The following is a 15,396-nucleotide window of genomic DNA, read 5'->3' as shown; positions in this document are numbered from 1 at the left end:
GGCGAGGTTAGGCCGTCCTTCGGCGCGCCGCTTCCCGCTCGACATCCTCAGCCGAATAACCGCCGGCAGCCGGATCGAAGGCTGCCCACCCGTCCGCTTCATATTCGCTGCGGCGGTCGGCGATGTTGACTGACGCGGAGCTGTGAAGGACTTCCCGGGCTTCCGAAGCGAGGTCGTCCTCGACGCGAGCTGTCACCAGCGTGCCGCCGCGGCGGACGCCTTCGGCATAGACATGCGCGTCTTCCTCCGGCACGCCGGCATCGGTCAGGCTGCCGATAATGCCGCCGGCCGCGCCGCCCATAATCGCTCCGGCGACGGCGCCCGCGGCTGTCGACGCCAGCCAGCCGGCCGCAACGACCGGCCCGACGCCGGGTATCGCCATGGCGCCCAGGCCTGTTGCCAAGCCTCCGGCGCCGCCCACGACCGCGCCGATACCGGCGCCGCTGGCGGCATCCTCAGCGGCCGGCGATTGCGTGTTTCGATACCAGCCGCGGGCGTTGTTGGCCATGATGCTGATGTCGGATGACGGGACGCCGGTGGATTCCAGCTCGCCTACCGCGTCAGCGGCGTCGTCATAATCGTCGAACAGCGCGGTGATCGTTTGCATGTCGGTTCTCCTGTCTATTGTTGACCGGCGAAGACGTTGCCCTGATAGTCGAGTGCAACGGAGGTGCCCTTGCCGTCCTTCGTCGCCTGGCCGCGCCAGATGCCCTGCTCGTCCTTGGTGAGCGCTGACACGTCCGCATAGCCGGCATCCTGGATGCGCTTCTTCGCCTGCGCTTCGGTGAAGCTGTTTGCGCCGGAAACCGGAGCGGGTGGTTTGGGTGTCGATGCCGATTTGACCGCCGGCATACTCGCGCTGGCGCGGGCGATCTTTTCGATCATGTCCTGATGCATTTTCAGTGTCGGCAAGGTTTGCGCCGCGAAAGATTTGAGCGCGGGGTTGTCTCCGTCCTTGGCGTAGGCCTCGAACAGGCCGACTGCGTCCGCATGTGCCTTGCGCTGCATCTCCACGTAAGGCTGATCCAGCGAGGCCGTCGTGCTCTGCAACCGTTCCAGATCGCTCTTATGCTGCGCATCGGATCGCGTCGGTACCTGCAATTTCTGCTCGGCGGCGATCTTCTGCAGTTTGGCGTTCGCTGCGCCGTGGTCGGTGATCATCCGCTTGGCGAAATCCTTGATCTGCTGATCCTTCGCATTGTCTTGCGCGATCTTGCTGGTATCCACCTCAAACATCCCGCCGATGGCAGCCTTGTCGACGAAGGTCTGCGCGTCGTCGGCCGCGAAGGCCGGAAGGGCAAGCATCAACGCGACGGCCGTCGATGGAACGAGCAACATACGCATGCTCATGGCTGAAGGCTCCCTTGCTGTTTGATGGGACCGAACCGCTATTCCCGGCCTTTGTTCCGCGACAGACTGCGGCAATTCAAAAGACCGAAATGGAACCCCGCCTGCTCCGGCCGGGCGGGTTTCTGATCGATCGACCATGGCGAAGCCCGGTCAGCGGGCAAGAGAGGAGTCGGTGAATTCGTCGATGAGGATCGGCTCTTTTTCACAACTGGGCCTTTGCCACAATCAGGCGCTCAGCACCGATGCGAACCGGCCTTTGTCTCAGAGCTCTGCTCGCGGGTGGAACGAAAGCCGAATCCGGGAGTCTGAAGAGGGCGGCAACAGCGTCGCCGATAGCCGTGGTCGTGCTACTGGCCGCCTATGGCGCCAAGCGGGATGGCAGCCGTGAAATTGAGCCCGCTCGGAGCGAGCCGCAAGTCCACTGTCGCTCCGAGCTCGTACGGCAAGGTGCCCTCCAGAACCTCCAAGCCGAAGCCGCGCCGCTCGACGGGTTTGAAATGGTGGGATCCGCTCTCGATCCATTTGAAATGGAGCAGGTCCTCTTCCAGCTGCCATTGGATGTCGATGCGGCCCGCGCGGCTGGACAGTGCTCCGTATTTCAGGGCGTTGGTCGCTAACTCGTGAATGGCCAGCCCCATTGTCTCGGCGGCCTTGGGCGCAAGCGTCAAGGGCGGACCTTCGATCGTCAGATTCTCGCCTTCCCGGCCGCCCGCAGCACGCAATTCTTCCGCCACGATCAATGCCAGACTGATACCGATCGACGGGCGGCGTGTGATGGCCGCCTGGACCCGGGCGAAGGCGTTGATGCGGCCTTCCAGATGGGCCGCGGCTTCGTCCAGGGATTCGCTCTTCTCCATCGTGCGCCGCACGATCGAGCGGATGACGGCCAGCGTGTTGCGCACGTGATGCTGCAATTCGGCGAAGCGGGCCTGCTGTTGTTCCTCGCATTCCTTCTGACGCGTGATGTCCTGACCGATGCCCCCGATCTGGGCGACCTTTCCCGCTTCATCGCGCATCGGAAAATCGGCGTTGCGCAGCCAGCGTATCTCATTGTCGGCCGGCCGGCATATCCGGTATTCGAAGGTGACGCTTTCGCCGTCGCGAATGCGCTCGATCTGGGCCAGCACATGCTCGCGGTCTTCAGGCAGGACAAGCTCGATCCAGCTGGCGAAGTTGTCGCCGGCCAGGGCCTTTTCACGGCTCGTGCCGTAAATGGCGTCGAAAGCGGGGGTCAGATATTCCCACTGCAGCGTCTCGGCGTTCCGGATCCAAAGCACGTCCGAGGCGGCCTCGCCGAAATTCTGCAGGTTCTCCTCGCTTGCGCGCAGCCCGGCTTCGGCGCTCGCATGCTCGTGCAGGGCCGCCTTGGCCTCGGCCAGGCTACGTTCAAGCGGCTTTTTGGGCGGACCCTTTGACATCACTCTTCATTGGCATCGAGATGCCTGCCTTCACGATCGAGATGCAGATAATTGGGATTGAACAGCGCGACGTCCTGCAATGCCTGAAGGTTGGGAATGGTCAGCGTCCTGTCCCTTAGCACGATGAGATTCGAAGCGCGCAGCTCCTGCAGGGTGCGATTCACATGAACCGTCGACATGCCCAGCGTCTCGCCCAGTTCCGTCTGCGTCAACGGGAACTCGCAACTGCTATTGCTCGTGCAGCCGGCGGCTTCAAGCCGGATGAACAGCTCGCATAATAAATGCGCCATGCGCTCCAGTGCATCGCGCTGCCCGAGGTTGACGGTCCACTCGCGCTGTATCGCCGCTGCGACGAGCGATTCCCACCACAGCGCCTGGGTGATGCGCGGATGCCCAATCATCATCTCGTCGAAGGCCGTGCGCGAGATTTCCGACACCACGACCGGCGTGATGGCGCCGATAGAGTGGTCCATTTCCTTCAGGACGAAGACATTCAGATCGCACAGGTCCCCAGGCAGGAAAAATGCGATGATCTGCCTGCGGCCGTCTTCGAGGGTCTTGTAGCGGCAGGCCCAGCCCTCGCTGATCAGATTGATGAATTCGGGCTTCTCGCCCTCGTGGATGATATCCTCGCGCGCGGCGAAACGCCGGACCCGTTGCGCCGCTATTCTGAGCAGCATGTCCTTGTCGGCGTGCGAGAGCCGCGTGAACTTCTCGAGCTTCCGGATCAGAGGCCGCCTCATCCTTGTCCTTCTTGTCTGTGATACACAGAACGACCGGGCAATGACCTTACCTATGTTAACGTCCATTTGCCGCGCACGACTGCGCGCAGGAAGCGCATATGGACGAGAAAGTCGCCGATGCTCGCGCACCGTCCTGGAGACGCGTATTTTCCGGAGCAGGATATCACAGCGGCGATTTTCGCGCTCGGTTTCACGGCTACCGATCCCGTTGCGACGTGCGAAGAGGCTTGGAAGCGCCTGGTCAAGATCGCGTCCAGATGGGCATGACCGATCTCGACCGGCCGGAGCCGCCGATTGATCATGCGTCGTGAGCCAAGCGCTGAGAAGCGGCTGCCGCGGGTGTCCGCCACCGGCTACGACGCAGCCGCGTCCCTCTCGTGTTGCCGAAATCGCGGGCTTGACAAGCCACTGCCGACCGATCCGGCGCGCCACCCGCTGGACATGACGCTCCGGCCTGCGACCCTTGAGAGATCCTCGCCGGATTAGACTGTCATCAAGTCGAAGCTGACGGCGTGTCCGTGCTTGACGGCCGACCGCGCGATCATGTTGCTCAATTGAGGAGACTCTATCGAGCAATCCGGCATGACAGTCAGGATGGCCCGCGTGGCCGCGGCCACCGACACCGGCGAGCGGTGCGAGGAACGCGTTTCCATATAGTGCTCGATGAGTTCGTTCAGACGGACAGGATGATATTTGATCACGCTGCACCTCCCTAAGCCGCGCTTTATTTCTCTTGCAGCCAACGAATGCTCCCGGTCTCGCGGTCGCGCATTAACCCATGAGAGGGAGGTGGAAATTCTTTCAAGCTTCGGCGCTGCAACGACACGTCTGGAGCAGCCGGCATCTGAAGATGCGCCGCCATTGAGATTTCGGGCCGCGGACCCTTTCCGTTCCGAGATGCATCGGCCGCGAGATGTCGTCGCGGCGGTCGCTGGTGCGCAGGGTGGATGCGAAAGGATCAAAAAAGCGGTCATTCAACTCGACTCCGGAGAATAACTGCCGCACCATTCGGTGGCAGACCGCCCGGCACCGGCAAGAGGCGCGTCGAGCAGCGCTATGGTGTGTCGAGGAGCCCTGGCCATGATAGAGAAATCTGAGCTCGGCGGCCGCACCGTCCTGATCGTGGAGGACGAGTATTATATCGCCCTCGAGGTGGCGCGCGCGCTCAGCTGCGCCGGCGCCGAAGTCATCGGGCCTTGTCCATCCGATCGGGCTGCGCGGGCCGAACTCGAAGAGCGGCGCCCTCATGCGGTTCTGCTGGACATCAATCTTGGACCCGGGCCGTCATTCACCTTGGCCGACTCCCTCAAGGACATCGGTGTCCCGTTCGTTTTCATCACCGGCTACGACCAGGATGTGATTCCCGGCCGGTTCGACGACATCGAGCGGCTGCAGAAACCGGTGCAACTCAGGCAAGTCGTCGGAGCCATCTCCAAGGCGCTGGACGGACTCCAGCGGCAGTGACGAGGGCGAGGTCCTGCGAGGCCGCAAGCAAGTGGTCGAGGCGTTGGCGCTTCGGTTAATCACACTGGCTTTGCGCGCATTCCCTTCGCCGGCGGCTTCAGCCAAACGCATCCGCGCCAGGTCATTCCGGGCTAGAGCAATTCCAGGAAAAGTGTGAGCGGTTTTCCGTCTGGAATTGCGTCAAAACAAAGAGATAGAGCGGTTCGCCGTTTCCGTGAAACGGTGAATCGCTCTAGCGAGAACCGAGCGCCTTGGCTTCGCGCTCCAGCGTTGCGCGGTCATTGCCGTGTTTGCGAATAAGCTCCCGGGCTTCGGGCATCGTCAGCTGGAATTTCCGCGCGAAATACGCGACCTCATATTCTTCGTCGCCCGATACGCGGTCGCGGTCGCGGAAATCGCGCTTGTTCTTGTCGTCGACCATCACCGTTCCTCCTGGTGAAGAACAACGTCCGCCGGTAAACGTTCCGCCGGCCGCTGCACCGAACATGCGGCTCGGTGCGGTTCGGAAGTCCTCCGTCGCACCCGCCGGCGTACCGAGCGCCTGATCGAAGAAACGGGGTGGCCGTCGCGAGGGGCCGCCTTTTTGCCGGAACGATCCCGCTGGCAGCTGGATCAGATCGGGGCGGACAAAATCTCGGCTCGCCGATGGATGCCGGCCAGCACACCGGGGCGGCAGAGCCGCCGGCATCCTGATCTCAGCTCTGGTCGCCAAGCAATATTCTGGCGTCCTCGGCAGCGGCGATGAAAGCCTGGCGTGCGACCCTTGGCGGCTCCTGATTGCGCAACACCGCAAGACAGGCCTGGATCGCGCGGTGCCGTGTCCTCAAATCGGGCTTGGGCCAATCGTGCAAAAGCACGTCAGCCGCGTCCAGCACCGACACGACGACGCGGTCGCGGTCGATGCGACCTGGCTGCACCACGACCGGTTTGCGAAAACGTTTGATGCGATAGCGCATGGCCGCTTTGCCGCTGAAACGGTGATCGGACACGGCATCATCCTTCAATCGGCGTTTGCGACAACAACCTATGTTAAGGCGGCGCGACCGATCGTGGCGCAAAGTGCGGCCGCCTTAGTTCCCTCACCGAGGCAGGCCCGATCTGCGCTCCTGTGTCACCAACGAGGATAAGCAGACCGGGCTTTCAATTGGCTTCGCAATGCGTGCGGGTAAAGGCCTTCAGCGATCTCATCCTCCCTCGAAAGCGCGCTTCTTCAATAGACATAGACGCGACCGCTGCGATTTCCGTCTTGTCGAGCATGGGCGCCGCCGTGTGGCGAGATTGGCCTAACTGTCGCCTCGCATGGACGGCCGGCGGAACCTTTGGCCGCCAACTCGGTTAGCCGGACGACCGCCTCCAACCGGGAAGGAAAAGCCATGCTCGGTATCGATCTGTGGGCCTTCGTCGTGATCGGCGGGCCGACTATTCTCCTGCTCGTGCTCGTTTATGCTCTTTTGACTCGCCGGCACCGAGGACCGGCCGAACGCCGCGAGAGCGATCGTGCAACCGAGCGCCTATACCGCAAGCAAGGGGACTGAGGTGAGGCCCACCCACAGTCGCCGGCGACGGAACCAGCCGGTCAGGTTGCTGTTTACATCCCGGATGAAGATTTGAGCTCGGAGCAACGGTCGATGGCCGATGACGAGTTGCCGGGCGTGCTGGCGACGCTGCCTGTGATCGACGCCAAAGCGGAGCCGACGCTGAAGAGCGCGGAGGCGGAAGCTTTCTATACGCACGCGATCCGCGAGCTCGCCGCCACCGACATTCCTTTTCTGGTTGCCGGGACATATGCGGTGAGCGCCTATACCGGCGTCGTGCGCCAGACCAAGGACCTCGATATCTTCTGCAAGGCAGGCGATTGTTCGCGCATCCTCGCCCATTTCAAGGATATCGGCTACGCCGTCGTGATCGAGGACGATCGCTGGCTGGGGAAGGTCTTCGAAGGTCCGCATTTCTTCGACGTGATCTTTGCTTCCGCCAACGGCACCATGCAGGTCGAGGACCAGTGGCTGGAGCATGCCCGGCAGGTCGAGCTGCTGGGCAGCCGGGTCAGGATCATCGGACCTACGGAACTTATCTGGTCGAAATGCTTCATCCAGGACAGGGGACGGCACGACGGCGCCGATATCGCCCATACCATCCTCAAGGCACATGAGCAGATCGACTGGCAAAGGCTGCTGTCTTATCTCGACATCCACTGGGAGGTGCTGCTGATGCAGTTGCTGAATTTCCGCTGGATCTATCCCAGCGAACGCGACCGCATTCCCGACTGGTTGCTTGACGATCTGCTCGACCGGCTCGCCAGGCAGCGGCAATTGCCTTCACCGAGGATGAAGATCTGCCGCGGTCGACTGCTGTCACAGGTCGACTACGAGATCGATGTCAAGGAATGGGGCTTTGCCGGTGTCGGCGGCGTTGGAGAATTTCACGATGGCTGAACAAAGCAGGGCAAGCGGCAAAACGAGCGGAAACGGCAAAGTCAAAGTCGCCGCGGTGGGCGATCTGCATGTGCAGGAAGATGCGCAGACCTCCCATCGCGACCTGTTCGGGGAGGTTTCGCGCGAAGCCGACATCTTGGTACTTGCGGGGGACCTCACCAATCTCGGCAAGCCGAAGGAGGCCGAGCTTTTGGCGGAGGATCTCCGGGCCTGCTCGATTCCCGTGGTCGCGGTGCTCGGCAACCACGACTACGAATCCGGTTGCGCCGAGCAGATAGCGGCGACACTTCGCCAGGCCGGCGTTTACCTCCTCGACGGACAGGCGACGGAACTGATGGAAGTCGGCTTTGTCGGCGTCAAGGGTTTTGTTGGCGGGTTCGGCTCGAGGATGCTCGGGTCCTTCGGTGAGCCGGCAATCAAGGCCATGGTGGCCGAGAGCGTCAGCGAGGCGATGCGGCTGGAAAATGCCATGCGGCAAGTCCGCGCCAAGCGGACGCTCGTGGTGCTTCACTACGCCCCGATCGCGGAAACGGTCGCTGGCGAGCCGCCCGAAATCTTCCCGTTCCTCGGCTCTTCCCGGCTGGCGGAAACGATCGACCGGTTCAAGGTGAGCGCCGTCGTGCATGGTCACGCGCATCGAGGCACCTTCGAAGGTCAAACTCCCGGCGGCGCGAAAGTCTACAATGTCGCCATGCACGTCGCGAAGCCGACGGGCCGGCCCTATGCGCTGCTCGAGATCTGAGCCGGCCAGGGGCATCCTTCTCGAGATCGATGAATTCATTGGCGCCGAATGCGAGCCCTTCTGAGTCCTCCTGAATGGGCGCCAGGTCAGCTATCGGAGGCCGCGCCCCGCAAGAAGGAACAACGGCAGCGACGCAAGCTGCGCGATCACGACGAAAGCTATAACCGCAGGCAGGGAGCGTTCGTATAGCAGACCAGCCGCGATGCTTCCAACGAGCCAGCCGACGCCATAGGCGGCGTAGAAGAGCCCAAACGCCAGACCGCGCCGCCCTTCCGGCAGGATTCCCGCGATGACTGCCTTCAGCAGGGTGTCCTGCGTTGCGTAGCCGACGCCCCACAACGGCATGGCAAGGACGATCGGCAGCAGGGTGTTCTGGAACGCCAAGGGTGCGAACAGCGCCGAAAGGACCACGCCCGCCAGAATCACCGGGAGGCCGATGCGGTCATAGAGCCTGCCCAGCACGAGGTTGGCGATCACGCCGCAGCCGGTCGAGAGCGCCAGCAGCACAGGTATCCATGGTCCTGCAACCAACTGCATCCGTGCCAGGTGGAAAGCGACGAGCTCGTAGCTCATCAGCCCTGCGGCGAAGACCGCGGCCGCAACCATATAGAGCCAATAGGGTGCGCCGAATCCCTTTGCCTCCGCTGTGGGCCGGTCCTCGAGGCGTGCGGGGACCGGAAAGCCGACGCGCGCGGCCACCAGGGCGGCGCCCGCAAGGATCGCCGAGACGAACAACCACGCGAAACCAGTCCGGTAGTCGCCACCCAGCAACAACACCAGTGCGATGATCAGCGGGCCGACCGTTGCGCCCGTCTCGTCGAGGGCAGTGTTCAGGCCGTAGGCCCAGCCGCGTCCCAGCTTGCCGGTGGTATAAGAGATCATCGCCTCCACGGTCGGCTTGCGGATAGCCCGTCCGATGCGTTCGGCGATGATCAGGACGCCCGCGATCTGCCAGCTGCCCGCCAGCGCCATGGCGGGGACGGCAAAGAGATTGATGGCGTAGCCCACGAAAGTCACCAACCAGTAGCGGCCGGTCCGATCGGCGACGTAGCCGGAGACCGAACGCAAGGCATAGCCGAGAAACTCGCCAGACCCGGCGATGATGCTGACAGCGGCCGCGCTGGCGCCCAACGCACCCAGGAACTGGCCGTTGATCGCGGCGCCTCCCTCATAGGTGACGTCACCAAACAGATTGACGACGCCCATCATGAGGACGAAGCGAAGTGCAGGCGAATCTGTGAAATCGGACGAGCGCTTCATCATGACCACCACAAGCGACCGAGCCAAAGAATGATGCGCGAGCGGGCCAGAAACCTCCCGGTCTAAATGATTTCGCTCATTGGTGGTTCCAGGGTTTTAGAAGCTGGAAAGGATTTGCAGCAGATGTCCGCCGTCAAGTCTAAACCCCGTCTTCGAGGATTCAGCGTGCTGGCGGGGAAGGGGCGCGCGCAACGACATGAAAGCTGTAGCTGTTGATCGATTTGGTCCGCCGTCAGCCCTGACGCTGCATCGGCTTCCGGTGCCGAAGCCCGCCCGCACGATCAGGCAACGAAGCGGACTACGCCGCCGTCGACGCGCAGAGCCGCACCGGTGGTCGCCGAAGCCTGCTCCGAGCAGGCGTAGACGATCATGTTGGCCACCTCATCGGTGGTCGCAAAACGCTGTATGAGGGTGGTCGGGCGCATCGCCTTCAGGAAACCTTGCTCGGCCTCATCCTGCGTGATCCCGTTCGCCTCCGCCTGCTTTGCCATGAAGTCACCCAGGATCTCAGACCGAGTAGGGCCCGGCAGGACGGCATTGACGGTGACGCCCGTGCCCGCGGCCGCCTCGGCAAGCCCGCGCGAGACCGCCAGTTGCGCGGTCTTTGTCATGCCGTAGTCGAGCATCTCCTTGGGGATATTGACCGCGGACTCGCTGCTGACGAACACGACTCGGCCCCAGCCCTTTTTCACCATGCGCGGCAGGTAGTGGCGCGTCATGCGCACGCCGCTCATGACATTCAGCTGGAACAGGCCAAGCCAGTCCTCGTCGGGGATATTCGCAATGTCTTCGATGCCGTTGTAGTCCCGGATATATGCCGTACCCACGTTGTTCACGAGGATATCGGCGTCCGGCACCTGCGCGATGAAAGCCTCGACACCTTCGACGGTGGCCAAGTTTGCTGCAACGCCAGTGATATTGCTCCCAGGAATGGTCTGCCGAATTTGTTGCACCGCCTCGTCGACCCGGGCATTCCCACGGCCGCTGATAACGACTGACGCCCCTGTACGGGCTAAACCTTCCGCAGTGGCACGGCCGATGCCCGCCGTTGACCCGGTGACGATCGCCTTCTTACCTTTGAGGTCTATATTCATTTCAACTATCTCCAATCTTGGCCGGCGCTGCCCTTATCCCGCTCAATGTGCTGAGGCGCTGGGCAGCCCAAGTCCAAGGACCCGCAGGTTAACCTGCCTTGACTTCTACTTTCGCCTCTGCCGCGCCGGCGAGGCGTTCGACCCATTCCTGGTGATAGCGATAGAGCCCACCGGGACGCTTGCGCCCGAGTTCCTCGAGGAACCATGAGCCCTGTTGCGTTTCCTCGATCAGCACGTGGCAGCCATCATCTGTGGGAGTGATGACCCAGCCATGGCGCTCGAGCCGGTGTCGTCACCATCGACAGTAGTCGCCCACGCAAGTCGGCGGAAGGGCTCGCACTCCGTAACAACCAGGCTCATCGGGAATCCGACGGTCACTCGGCTGTATTTGGTCCCGCGCGCCAATTGCCTTTCGCCGCTCAGGATTTTGACCTGGTCTTCAGCAGGAAAGTAGCTCGACCAGTTCTCAGCATCGACCAGCAGCTTCCATACCACTTCTGGGGGCGCTTTCACGTCGATGTCGTTGAGCGCATAGATCGCCGACGTCTTGGGGTTGTACTTCTCGGGCCAAATCACACGGTCGTACACCGATTACTGCTCCTTCTTGAACAGATCCTGGAAGATGAGCCGGCCCCAGGTGCGGCCGCGTGCGTGCACCAGCGCGCCGCCCTCGTTGAGCTTTCCCAGCTTGACGGGTGCGAACCCGAGCTGTTTGGCCAAGGCCGCCACGGGAGCGGTCGCGTCCTCGTCGTCGCTCGACAGGAAGACCACCCGGTGGCCGCCCTCGACGACCGGATCGGCAGCCAGGGTGGCTGCAATGAGGTGATTGAAGCCTTTCACGAACTTGGCGCCGGTGAACGACTTCGCAACGAAGGCGGAGGACGGGAGGCCGTCCAGCTCTTCGGGTTCAGGAAACGCGTTCATCGCGTCGATGACCGTCTTGCCGTTCCAGCTCGGCAGGGCTTTCGCAACCTCGCGATGCTCCCCGAAAGGGACCGCCAAGATGATTGTGTCGGCCTCGAGTGCTTCCCGCAGCGACTTGGCGACCACCGTGGGTCCAATCGCTCGAGCCTGCGGCGCCAATGCCTCGGGGGGCCGGCGGCTCGCGACGGCCACGTCGATGTTCTTGCGGGCGAAGGCGCGGGCGAGGGCCTGGCCGATCTTGCCGAAGCCGATAATTGCGTAGCTCATTATATTCTCCTTTGCTTCTTTCGTTGCGGTCAGAGCTTGTAGCCGCCGCTTGCCTCAATCGTCTGGCCGGTCACCCAGTGGCCTTCATCGGAAGCCAAGAACGCCACGACGGCGGCGATTTCCGAAGGCTCGCCAAAGCGTCCCAGCGCGATCTGTGCCTCGACCGCCTTTACGAGTTCGGAATTCTCTCGGAACGCGGCGTTCGCGTCGGTTCGCGTGTAGCCCGGCGCTACGGCGTTCGCGGTAATTCCGCGCGGCCCCAGCTCGGACGCGAGTGCTTGGGTAAGATTGTTGATGGCCGCTTTGGCCATCGAGTAAATGGGCGCGGCTGTCACGGGCTTCGTCGCGGCAGCGGAAGAGATGTTGATGATGCGCGCGCCATCGGCGAGACGACCCATGGCGACCTGAACGATGAAGAAGGGCGCGCGGGCATAGACGGCGATCAGGGTGTCCCAACTGTCCGGCGTCGCGTCTTTGAAGCCAATCCAGCCGATATTGCCAGCGTTGTTGACCAGGATATCGAGGGCTTTGCTTCCCTTCCGCTTGGTGAACTCGGCGTCGAGTTTCTCGAACAAGGTCGGGACGGTCGCCGGGTCAACGAGGTCCGCGTGGATTGCGAACGCAGTACCTCCAGCTTTCTCGATGGCCGCGACCGCCTCGTCTGCACCAGATTTGCTGGCGTTGTAGGTCAGCGCGACCGTCGCACCATCTCTTGCAAGACGTTCGGCGATAGCGCGGCCAATGCCCCGCGATGCCCCGGTAACGAGAGCAGTTTTGCCTTTAAGTGCTTGTTCCATTTTATTTTCTTCCGTGGGTGTGCGAATAATCGGATCGGTGGAGGGAGCGGCCGGACGAGGCGGGTCAGAGTTGCGCCAGGCCGCCGTCGACGGCGACCTCGCTGGCGGTCATGAAGCTGCTGTCCGACGACGCGAGAAACGCAGCCACCGCCCCGATCTCCGCCGGATCGGCCATGCGCTGGAGCGGAGTCATCGCGCCGTAGGCCTTCTGGCCTTCCTCGCCTAGCGCCTCCTTCGCGAGTTCGGTCGCAGTCGCCCCGGGCGACAGCACATTTACGCGGATGCCGGTGCCCTTCAGGTCCTCCGCCCAGGTCCGCGCAAGGTTGCGTACGGCCGCCTTGCTCGCGCTGTAGGCAGTGAATCCCGGGGCGCCCGTGGTGCCGGCGCTCGATCCGGTCAGGATGATCGAGCCGCCCTGGCCCATCAGCGGCAGCGCCTTCTGAACCGTGAAGATCGTACCCTTCACGTTGGTGTCGAAGGTTTCGTCAATGTGCGCGGCGGTGATCTGGCCGAGCGGAAGCGGGCCGCCGGCCCCGGCATTGGCGAAGACGATGTCGAGGCTTCCGCGCTCGGCCTTCACCGCCGCGTAGAGCCGGTCGAGGTCGGCCCCATTCGAGACCGAGCCCTTCACCGCGCGGGCACTGGGCCCGAGGTCGGCCACGGCGGCGTCGAGCGCTTCCTGCCGGCGGCCAAAGATGAAGACGAAGGCGCCTTCCTCGATGAAGCGCTTTGCCGCGGCGCGGCCGATGCCGGTGGCGCCGCCGGTGATGACGGCGGTCTTTCCATTCAGTCTGTTCATGTCATGCATCCTTCGTTTCGCCGTCTCGTGTCCTTGGCTGTACGGGGAAGTCCCGCGAGAGCCTTGAGATGGGTTCGCTGAAGTCGGGCGGTGAGTGCGCAATCGCGCACATCGGTGGTGCGAAAACGATCCAGTCAGATGATCGAACGCCGCGACGACCGCGCGAACCACGGCTGAGCGTGTTAGAACGGGCTTTGCAAACCGCACTCCGCGGCAGGAATGCACCATGATCGACTGGGATGACGTTCGCTACTTTCTTGCCGCCGCGCGCGGAGGCTCCGTGCGGGCTGCCGCTGAGCGCCTCGGTGTGAACCACTCGACCGTGCTGCGACGCATCGCCCAGCTCGAGGAGCGCCTCGGGGTGCACATGTTCGAAAAGCTGCCTTCGGGCTACCGCCTGACGGCTGCGGGCGAGGAGGTCCTCGAGTTCGCGGACCAGATGGAAGCGTCGTCGCACCTGCTGGAGACGCGCATCCTTGGGCGCGACCAGAGCGTGCGCGGGCTTCTGCGGGTGACGCTGGCGCCGCCCCTCGCGACACACCTGCTCATGCCGGACTTCGCCGATTTCGCGCGTCTGCATCCGGACATCGAGATGGACATCTTGTCATCCGGCGAGCTGGCAAATCTGACCAACCGGGAGGCCGACGTCGCGATCCGCGTTGTCTACGACCGCAAAACCCTGCCGCTCAATCTCCACGGCCTGAAGGGGCCGGAGGTGTTCGGCGGCGTCTACATGTCTCGCGATCGACTGGCCGCGTGGCGTGCGGGCGCGCCTGATCCCATCCGATGGATCGTCATAAGCATTCATGGAATTCCGGATTGGGCGAGCGACGGCGAGGTTCGCACCACCGGGGTTCCGTTCAGGGTCACGGATGGCGAGGCGCAGATCGTTGCCGTACGGCAAGGGCTCGGGATGACGACGCTGCCGTGCTTCGTCGGCGACGCCGACCCCCTCCTGGTGAGGGTGCCGGGAACCGACCTGCACACGTACGGAACGCTCTGGCTTCTCACGCAGGGGGAGTCCCGCAAGACGAAGCGCGTGCGGCTCTTCACCGAGTTCATATCTCGCAGGCTTGCCGCGCACGCGCCGCTTCTCGCGGGGCTGTCCATACCGCGCGACTGACCCGCGGCAGGTCGCCGGGGACGCTTGCGCATCTGACGGTTCGGGCGACGGGAGGCTTCAAGGCGGAGAACTTTTTGAGCGGCTACCGCCTCTTACGGGTTTGACGCTTTTGTCGCCATAGCCGCCCCATGCAGCCGGCGCGCTTGCGGCCTGCGACGCTTGAGCGGGATTGAGCGCAGCATTCCACTTCGCGGCGATGAAGCGTCGGCCGGTTACGTTATTCGAGTCATCCGACGCCAGCCACACAACGGGCGCCGCCATGATTTCGGGCTGAAGTAGGGCCTTTGGGTCCGCAACACCTGCCGCCATTCTCGTTGCAACTGCGCCGCCGGGCGAAAGTACGTTGGCCGTGACGCCCGTCGACTGAAGCGACGTTGCGAGAGCCGCGATGAAGGCTTCTCCAGCCGCCTTGGTCATTCCATACGCGACGTGACCCGGTTCGAGCATGGTATCAAGGCTGGTGGAGATGAAGATGATCCGACCCCATCTGCGCGCGACCATGTCGGGGGTGACCAGCCGGATCAAATTGATCGAGGCAATCGTGTTGATCTCGAACAACTGCCGGAACTGATCCGGTGTGACGTCAAGAGGCCGTTGTACCGGCGGGTTTGGGACGCCCGCGTTGCTGACAAGGACATCGACGCGCCCGAATGCGCGCATGGCGGCATCGACCAGGTCAGCCAGCTCTTGTTCATTGCCGAGATCGGCAGTCTTCACGGCAGCGCGCTCGCCCGCTCCGCTGGCGCGTCGTGTCTCGTCGAGCGACTCGATATCGGTCGACGTCAGAAATACGCGATGGCCTGCGCCCAGCAGAGCCATCGTCATGGCGCGCCCAAGGCCGCGTCCTGCACCAGTCACGATAGCTACGCGCTCGCTCATGCGTCGGGTCATGATTAAGAACGCCTCATCCAACCGAGGGTTTCCGCGGCTCTGTCGCGCCTGGGACTCGCGCTCTTAATCGCGCGGGCGCTGAACACCGA

Annotated in this window: 21 protein-coding genes; 6 read left to right on the top strand and 15 right to left on the bottom strand. The window is 63.0% G+C overall.

All coding sequences use genetic code 11. From position 1 onward, the window contains the following. Window positions 1–7 precede the first annotated feature (7 nt). The 4 genes from FJ425_RS21055 to FJ425_RS21040 form a co-directional block, all read right to left on the bottom strand. Window positions 8–607, bottom strand: coding sequence for a hypothetical protein (locus tag FJ425_RS21055; protein ID WP_140725844.1), 600 nt, complete (start codon window positions 605–607; stop codon window positions 8–10). Window positions 608–621: 14 nt separating this feature from the next. Next, window positions 622–1,350, bottom strand: coding sequence for a DUF4142 domain-containing protein (locus FJ425_RS21050; protein ID WP_140725908.1), 729 nt, complete (start codon window positions 1,348–1,350; stop codon window positions 622–624). Window positions 1,351–1,697: 347 nt separating this feature from the next. Then, window positions 1,698–2,768 carry an HWE histidine kinase domain-containing protein gene (locus FJ425_RS21045; protein ID WP_140725841.1) on the bottom strand — a complete coding sequence of 357 codons (1,071 nt, stop codon included), beginning with the start codon at window positions 2,766–2,768 and terminating at the stop codon, window positions 1,698–1,700. Next, on the bottom strand, window positions 2,768–3,511 hold the full coding sequence (locus tag FJ425_RS21040) for a Crp/Fnr family transcriptional regulator (RefSeq protein WP_140542318.1): 744 nt from the start codon (window positions 3,509–3,511) through the stop codon (window positions 2,768–2,770). The genes FJ425_RS21045 and FJ425_RS21040 overlap by 1 nt, the downstream gene beginning before the upstream one ends. Window positions 3,512–3,609: 98 nt before the next feature. Between FJ425_RS21040 and FJ425_RS21035 the strand changes: the two genes are divergently transcribed. Further along, window positions 3,610–3,822, top strand: coding sequence for a hypothetical protein (locus tag FJ425_RS21035; RefSeq protein WP_140725838.1), 213 nt, complete (start codon window positions 3,610–3,612; stop codon window positions 3,820–3,822). Window positions 3,823–3,993: 171 nt separating this feature from the next. Here the strand turns inward: FJ425_RS21035 and FJ425_RS21030 are convergent, their stop codons facing one another. Then, the gene (locus FJ425_RS21030; RefSeq protein ID WP_140542259.1) at window positions 3,994–4,212 is read right to left on the bottom strand and encodes a hypothetical protein; all 219 of its coding nucleotides are present in this window, start codon (window positions 4,210–4,212) and stop codon (window positions 3,994–3,996) included. 379 nt (window positions 4,213–4,591) lie between these two features. On the opposite strand from FJ425_RS21030, the gene FJ425_RS21025 reads away from it, so the two are divergent. Next, window positions 4,592–4,975: a response regulator gene (locus FJ425_RS21025; protein WP_210239103.1), complete on the top strand. Its 384-nt coding sequence runs from the start codon at window positions 4,592–4,594 to the stop codon at window positions 4,973–4,975. A 232-nt stretch (window positions 4,976–5,207) separates the two neighbouring features. Here FJ425_RS21025 and FJ425_RS21020 read toward each other — a convergent pair whose 3' ends face one another. Then, entirely contained in the window at window positions 5,208–5,396 is a 189-nt protein-coding gene (locus tag FJ425_RS21020; RefSeq protein ID WP_140542258.1) for a DUF3606 domain-containing protein, read from the bottom strand. A gap of 274 nt (window positions 5,397–5,670) precedes the next feature. Beyond that, complete coding sequence (locus FJ425_RS21015) at window positions 5,671–5,964, bottom strand: DUF982 domain-containing protein (RefSeq protein ID WP_246673550.1); 294 nt, start codon at window positions 5,962–5,964, stop codon at window positions 5,671–5,673. A 384-nt stretch (window positions 5,965–6,348) separates the two neighbouring features. Here FJ425_RS21015 and FJ425_RS31615 point away from each other — a divergent pair, with 384 nt between their 5' ends. From FJ425_RS31615 to FJ425_RS21005, 3 genes are all read left to right on the top strand, one after another. Continuing rightward, entirely contained in the window at window positions 6,349–6,510 is a 162-nt protein-coding gene (locus FJ425_RS31615) for a hypothetical protein (RefSeq protein ID WP_181175994.1), read from the top strand. Between the two features lie 93 nt (window positions 6,511–6,603). After that, on the top strand, window positions 6,604–7,410 hold the full coding sequence (locus FJ425_RS21010; protein ID WP_140725835.1) for a nucleotidyltransferase family protein: 807 nt from the start codon (window positions 6,604–6,606) through the stop codon (window positions 7,408–7,410). After that, a complete protein-coding gene (locus FJ425_RS21005) occupies window positions 7,403–8,152 on the top strand; it encodes a metallophosphoesterase (RefSeq protein WP_140542257.1) in 750 nt (249 codons plus the stop codon). The genes FJ425_RS21010 and FJ425_RS21005 overlap by 8 nt, the downstream gene beginning before the upstream one ends. Window positions 8,153–8,242: 90 nt before the next feature. Here the strand turns inward: FJ425_RS21005 and FJ425_RS21000 are convergent, their stop codons facing one another. From FJ425_RS21000 to FJ425_RS20975, 7 genes are all read right to left on the bottom strand, one after another. Next, window positions 8,243–9,415, bottom strand: a complete 1,173-nt coding sequence (locus tag FJ425_RS21000; protein ID WP_181175992.1) for an MFS transporter — start codon at window positions 9,413–9,415, stop codon at window positions 8,243–8,245. A gap of 278 nt (window positions 9,416–9,693) precedes the next feature. Then, window positions 9,694–10,506: an SDR family oxidoreductase gene (locus FJ425_RS20995; protein WP_140725832.1), complete on the bottom strand. Its 813-nt coding sequence runs from the start codon at window positions 10,504–10,506 to the stop codon at window positions 9,694–9,696. Window positions 10,507–10,594: 88 nt separating this feature from the next. Then, a complete protein-coding gene (locus FJ425_RS32090; protein ID WP_246677971.1) occupies window positions 10,595–10,741 on the bottom strand; it encodes a hypothetical protein in 147 nt (48 codons plus the stop codon). Beyond that, on the bottom strand, window positions 10,735–11,094 hold the full coding sequence (locus FJ425_RS20990) for an SRPBCC family protein (protein ID WP_246677970.1): 360 nt from the start codon (window positions 11,092–11,094) through the stop codon (window positions 10,735–10,737). The genes FJ425_RS32090 and FJ425_RS20990 overlap by 7 nt, the downstream gene beginning before the upstream one ends. Window positions 11,095–11,097: 3 nt before the next feature. Further along, a complete protein-coding gene (locus FJ425_RS20985) occupies window positions 11,098–11,697 on the bottom strand; it encodes an NADPH-dependent F420 reductase (RefSeq protein WP_140725830.1) in 600 nt (199 codons plus the stop codon). A 29-nt stretch (window positions 11,698–11,726) separates the two neighbouring features. Continuing rightward, a complete protein-coding gene (locus tag FJ425_RS20980; RefSeq protein ID WP_140725827.1) occupies window positions 11,727–12,494 on the bottom strand; it encodes an SDR family oxidoreductase in 768 nt (255 codons plus the stop codon). 64 nt (window positions 12,495–12,558) lie between these two features. Further along, window positions 12,559–13,293 (bottom strand): SDR family oxidoreductase, encoded by a 735-nt coding sequence (locus FJ425_RS20975; RefSeq protein WP_140635128.1) that lies wholly within the window; start codon window positions 13,291–13,293, stop codon window positions 12,559–12,561. Window positions 13,294–13,519: 226 nt separating this feature from the next. On the opposite strand from FJ425_RS20975, the gene FJ425_RS20970 reads away from it, so the two are divergent. Further along, complete coding sequence (locus FJ425_RS20970; protein ID WP_140725824.1) at window positions 13,520–14,416, top strand: LysR family transcriptional regulator; 897 nt, start codon at window positions 13,520–13,522, stop codon at window positions 14,414–14,416. 57 nt (window positions 14,417–14,473) lie between these two features. Here FJ425_RS20970 and FJ425_RS20965 read toward each other — a convergent pair whose 3' ends face one another. Then, complete coding sequence (locus FJ425_RS20965; protein ID WP_140725821.1) at window positions 14,474–15,328, bottom strand: SDR family oxidoreductase; 855 nt, start codon at window positions 15,326–15,328, stop codon at window positions 14,474–14,476. Window positions 15,329–15,396: the final 68 nt, after the last annotated feature.

Origin of the sequence: Mesorhizobium sp. B2-7-2 (assembly GCF_006440775.1) — a bacterium.
In the GTDB taxonomy this organism is placed as follows: Bacteria; Pseudomonadota; Alphaproteobacteria; order Rhizobiales; family Rhizobiaceae; genus Mesorhizobium.
The sequence above is the reverse complement of the archived record's forward strand: the minus strand, read 5'-3'. Positions and strand labels throughout refer to the sequence as shown.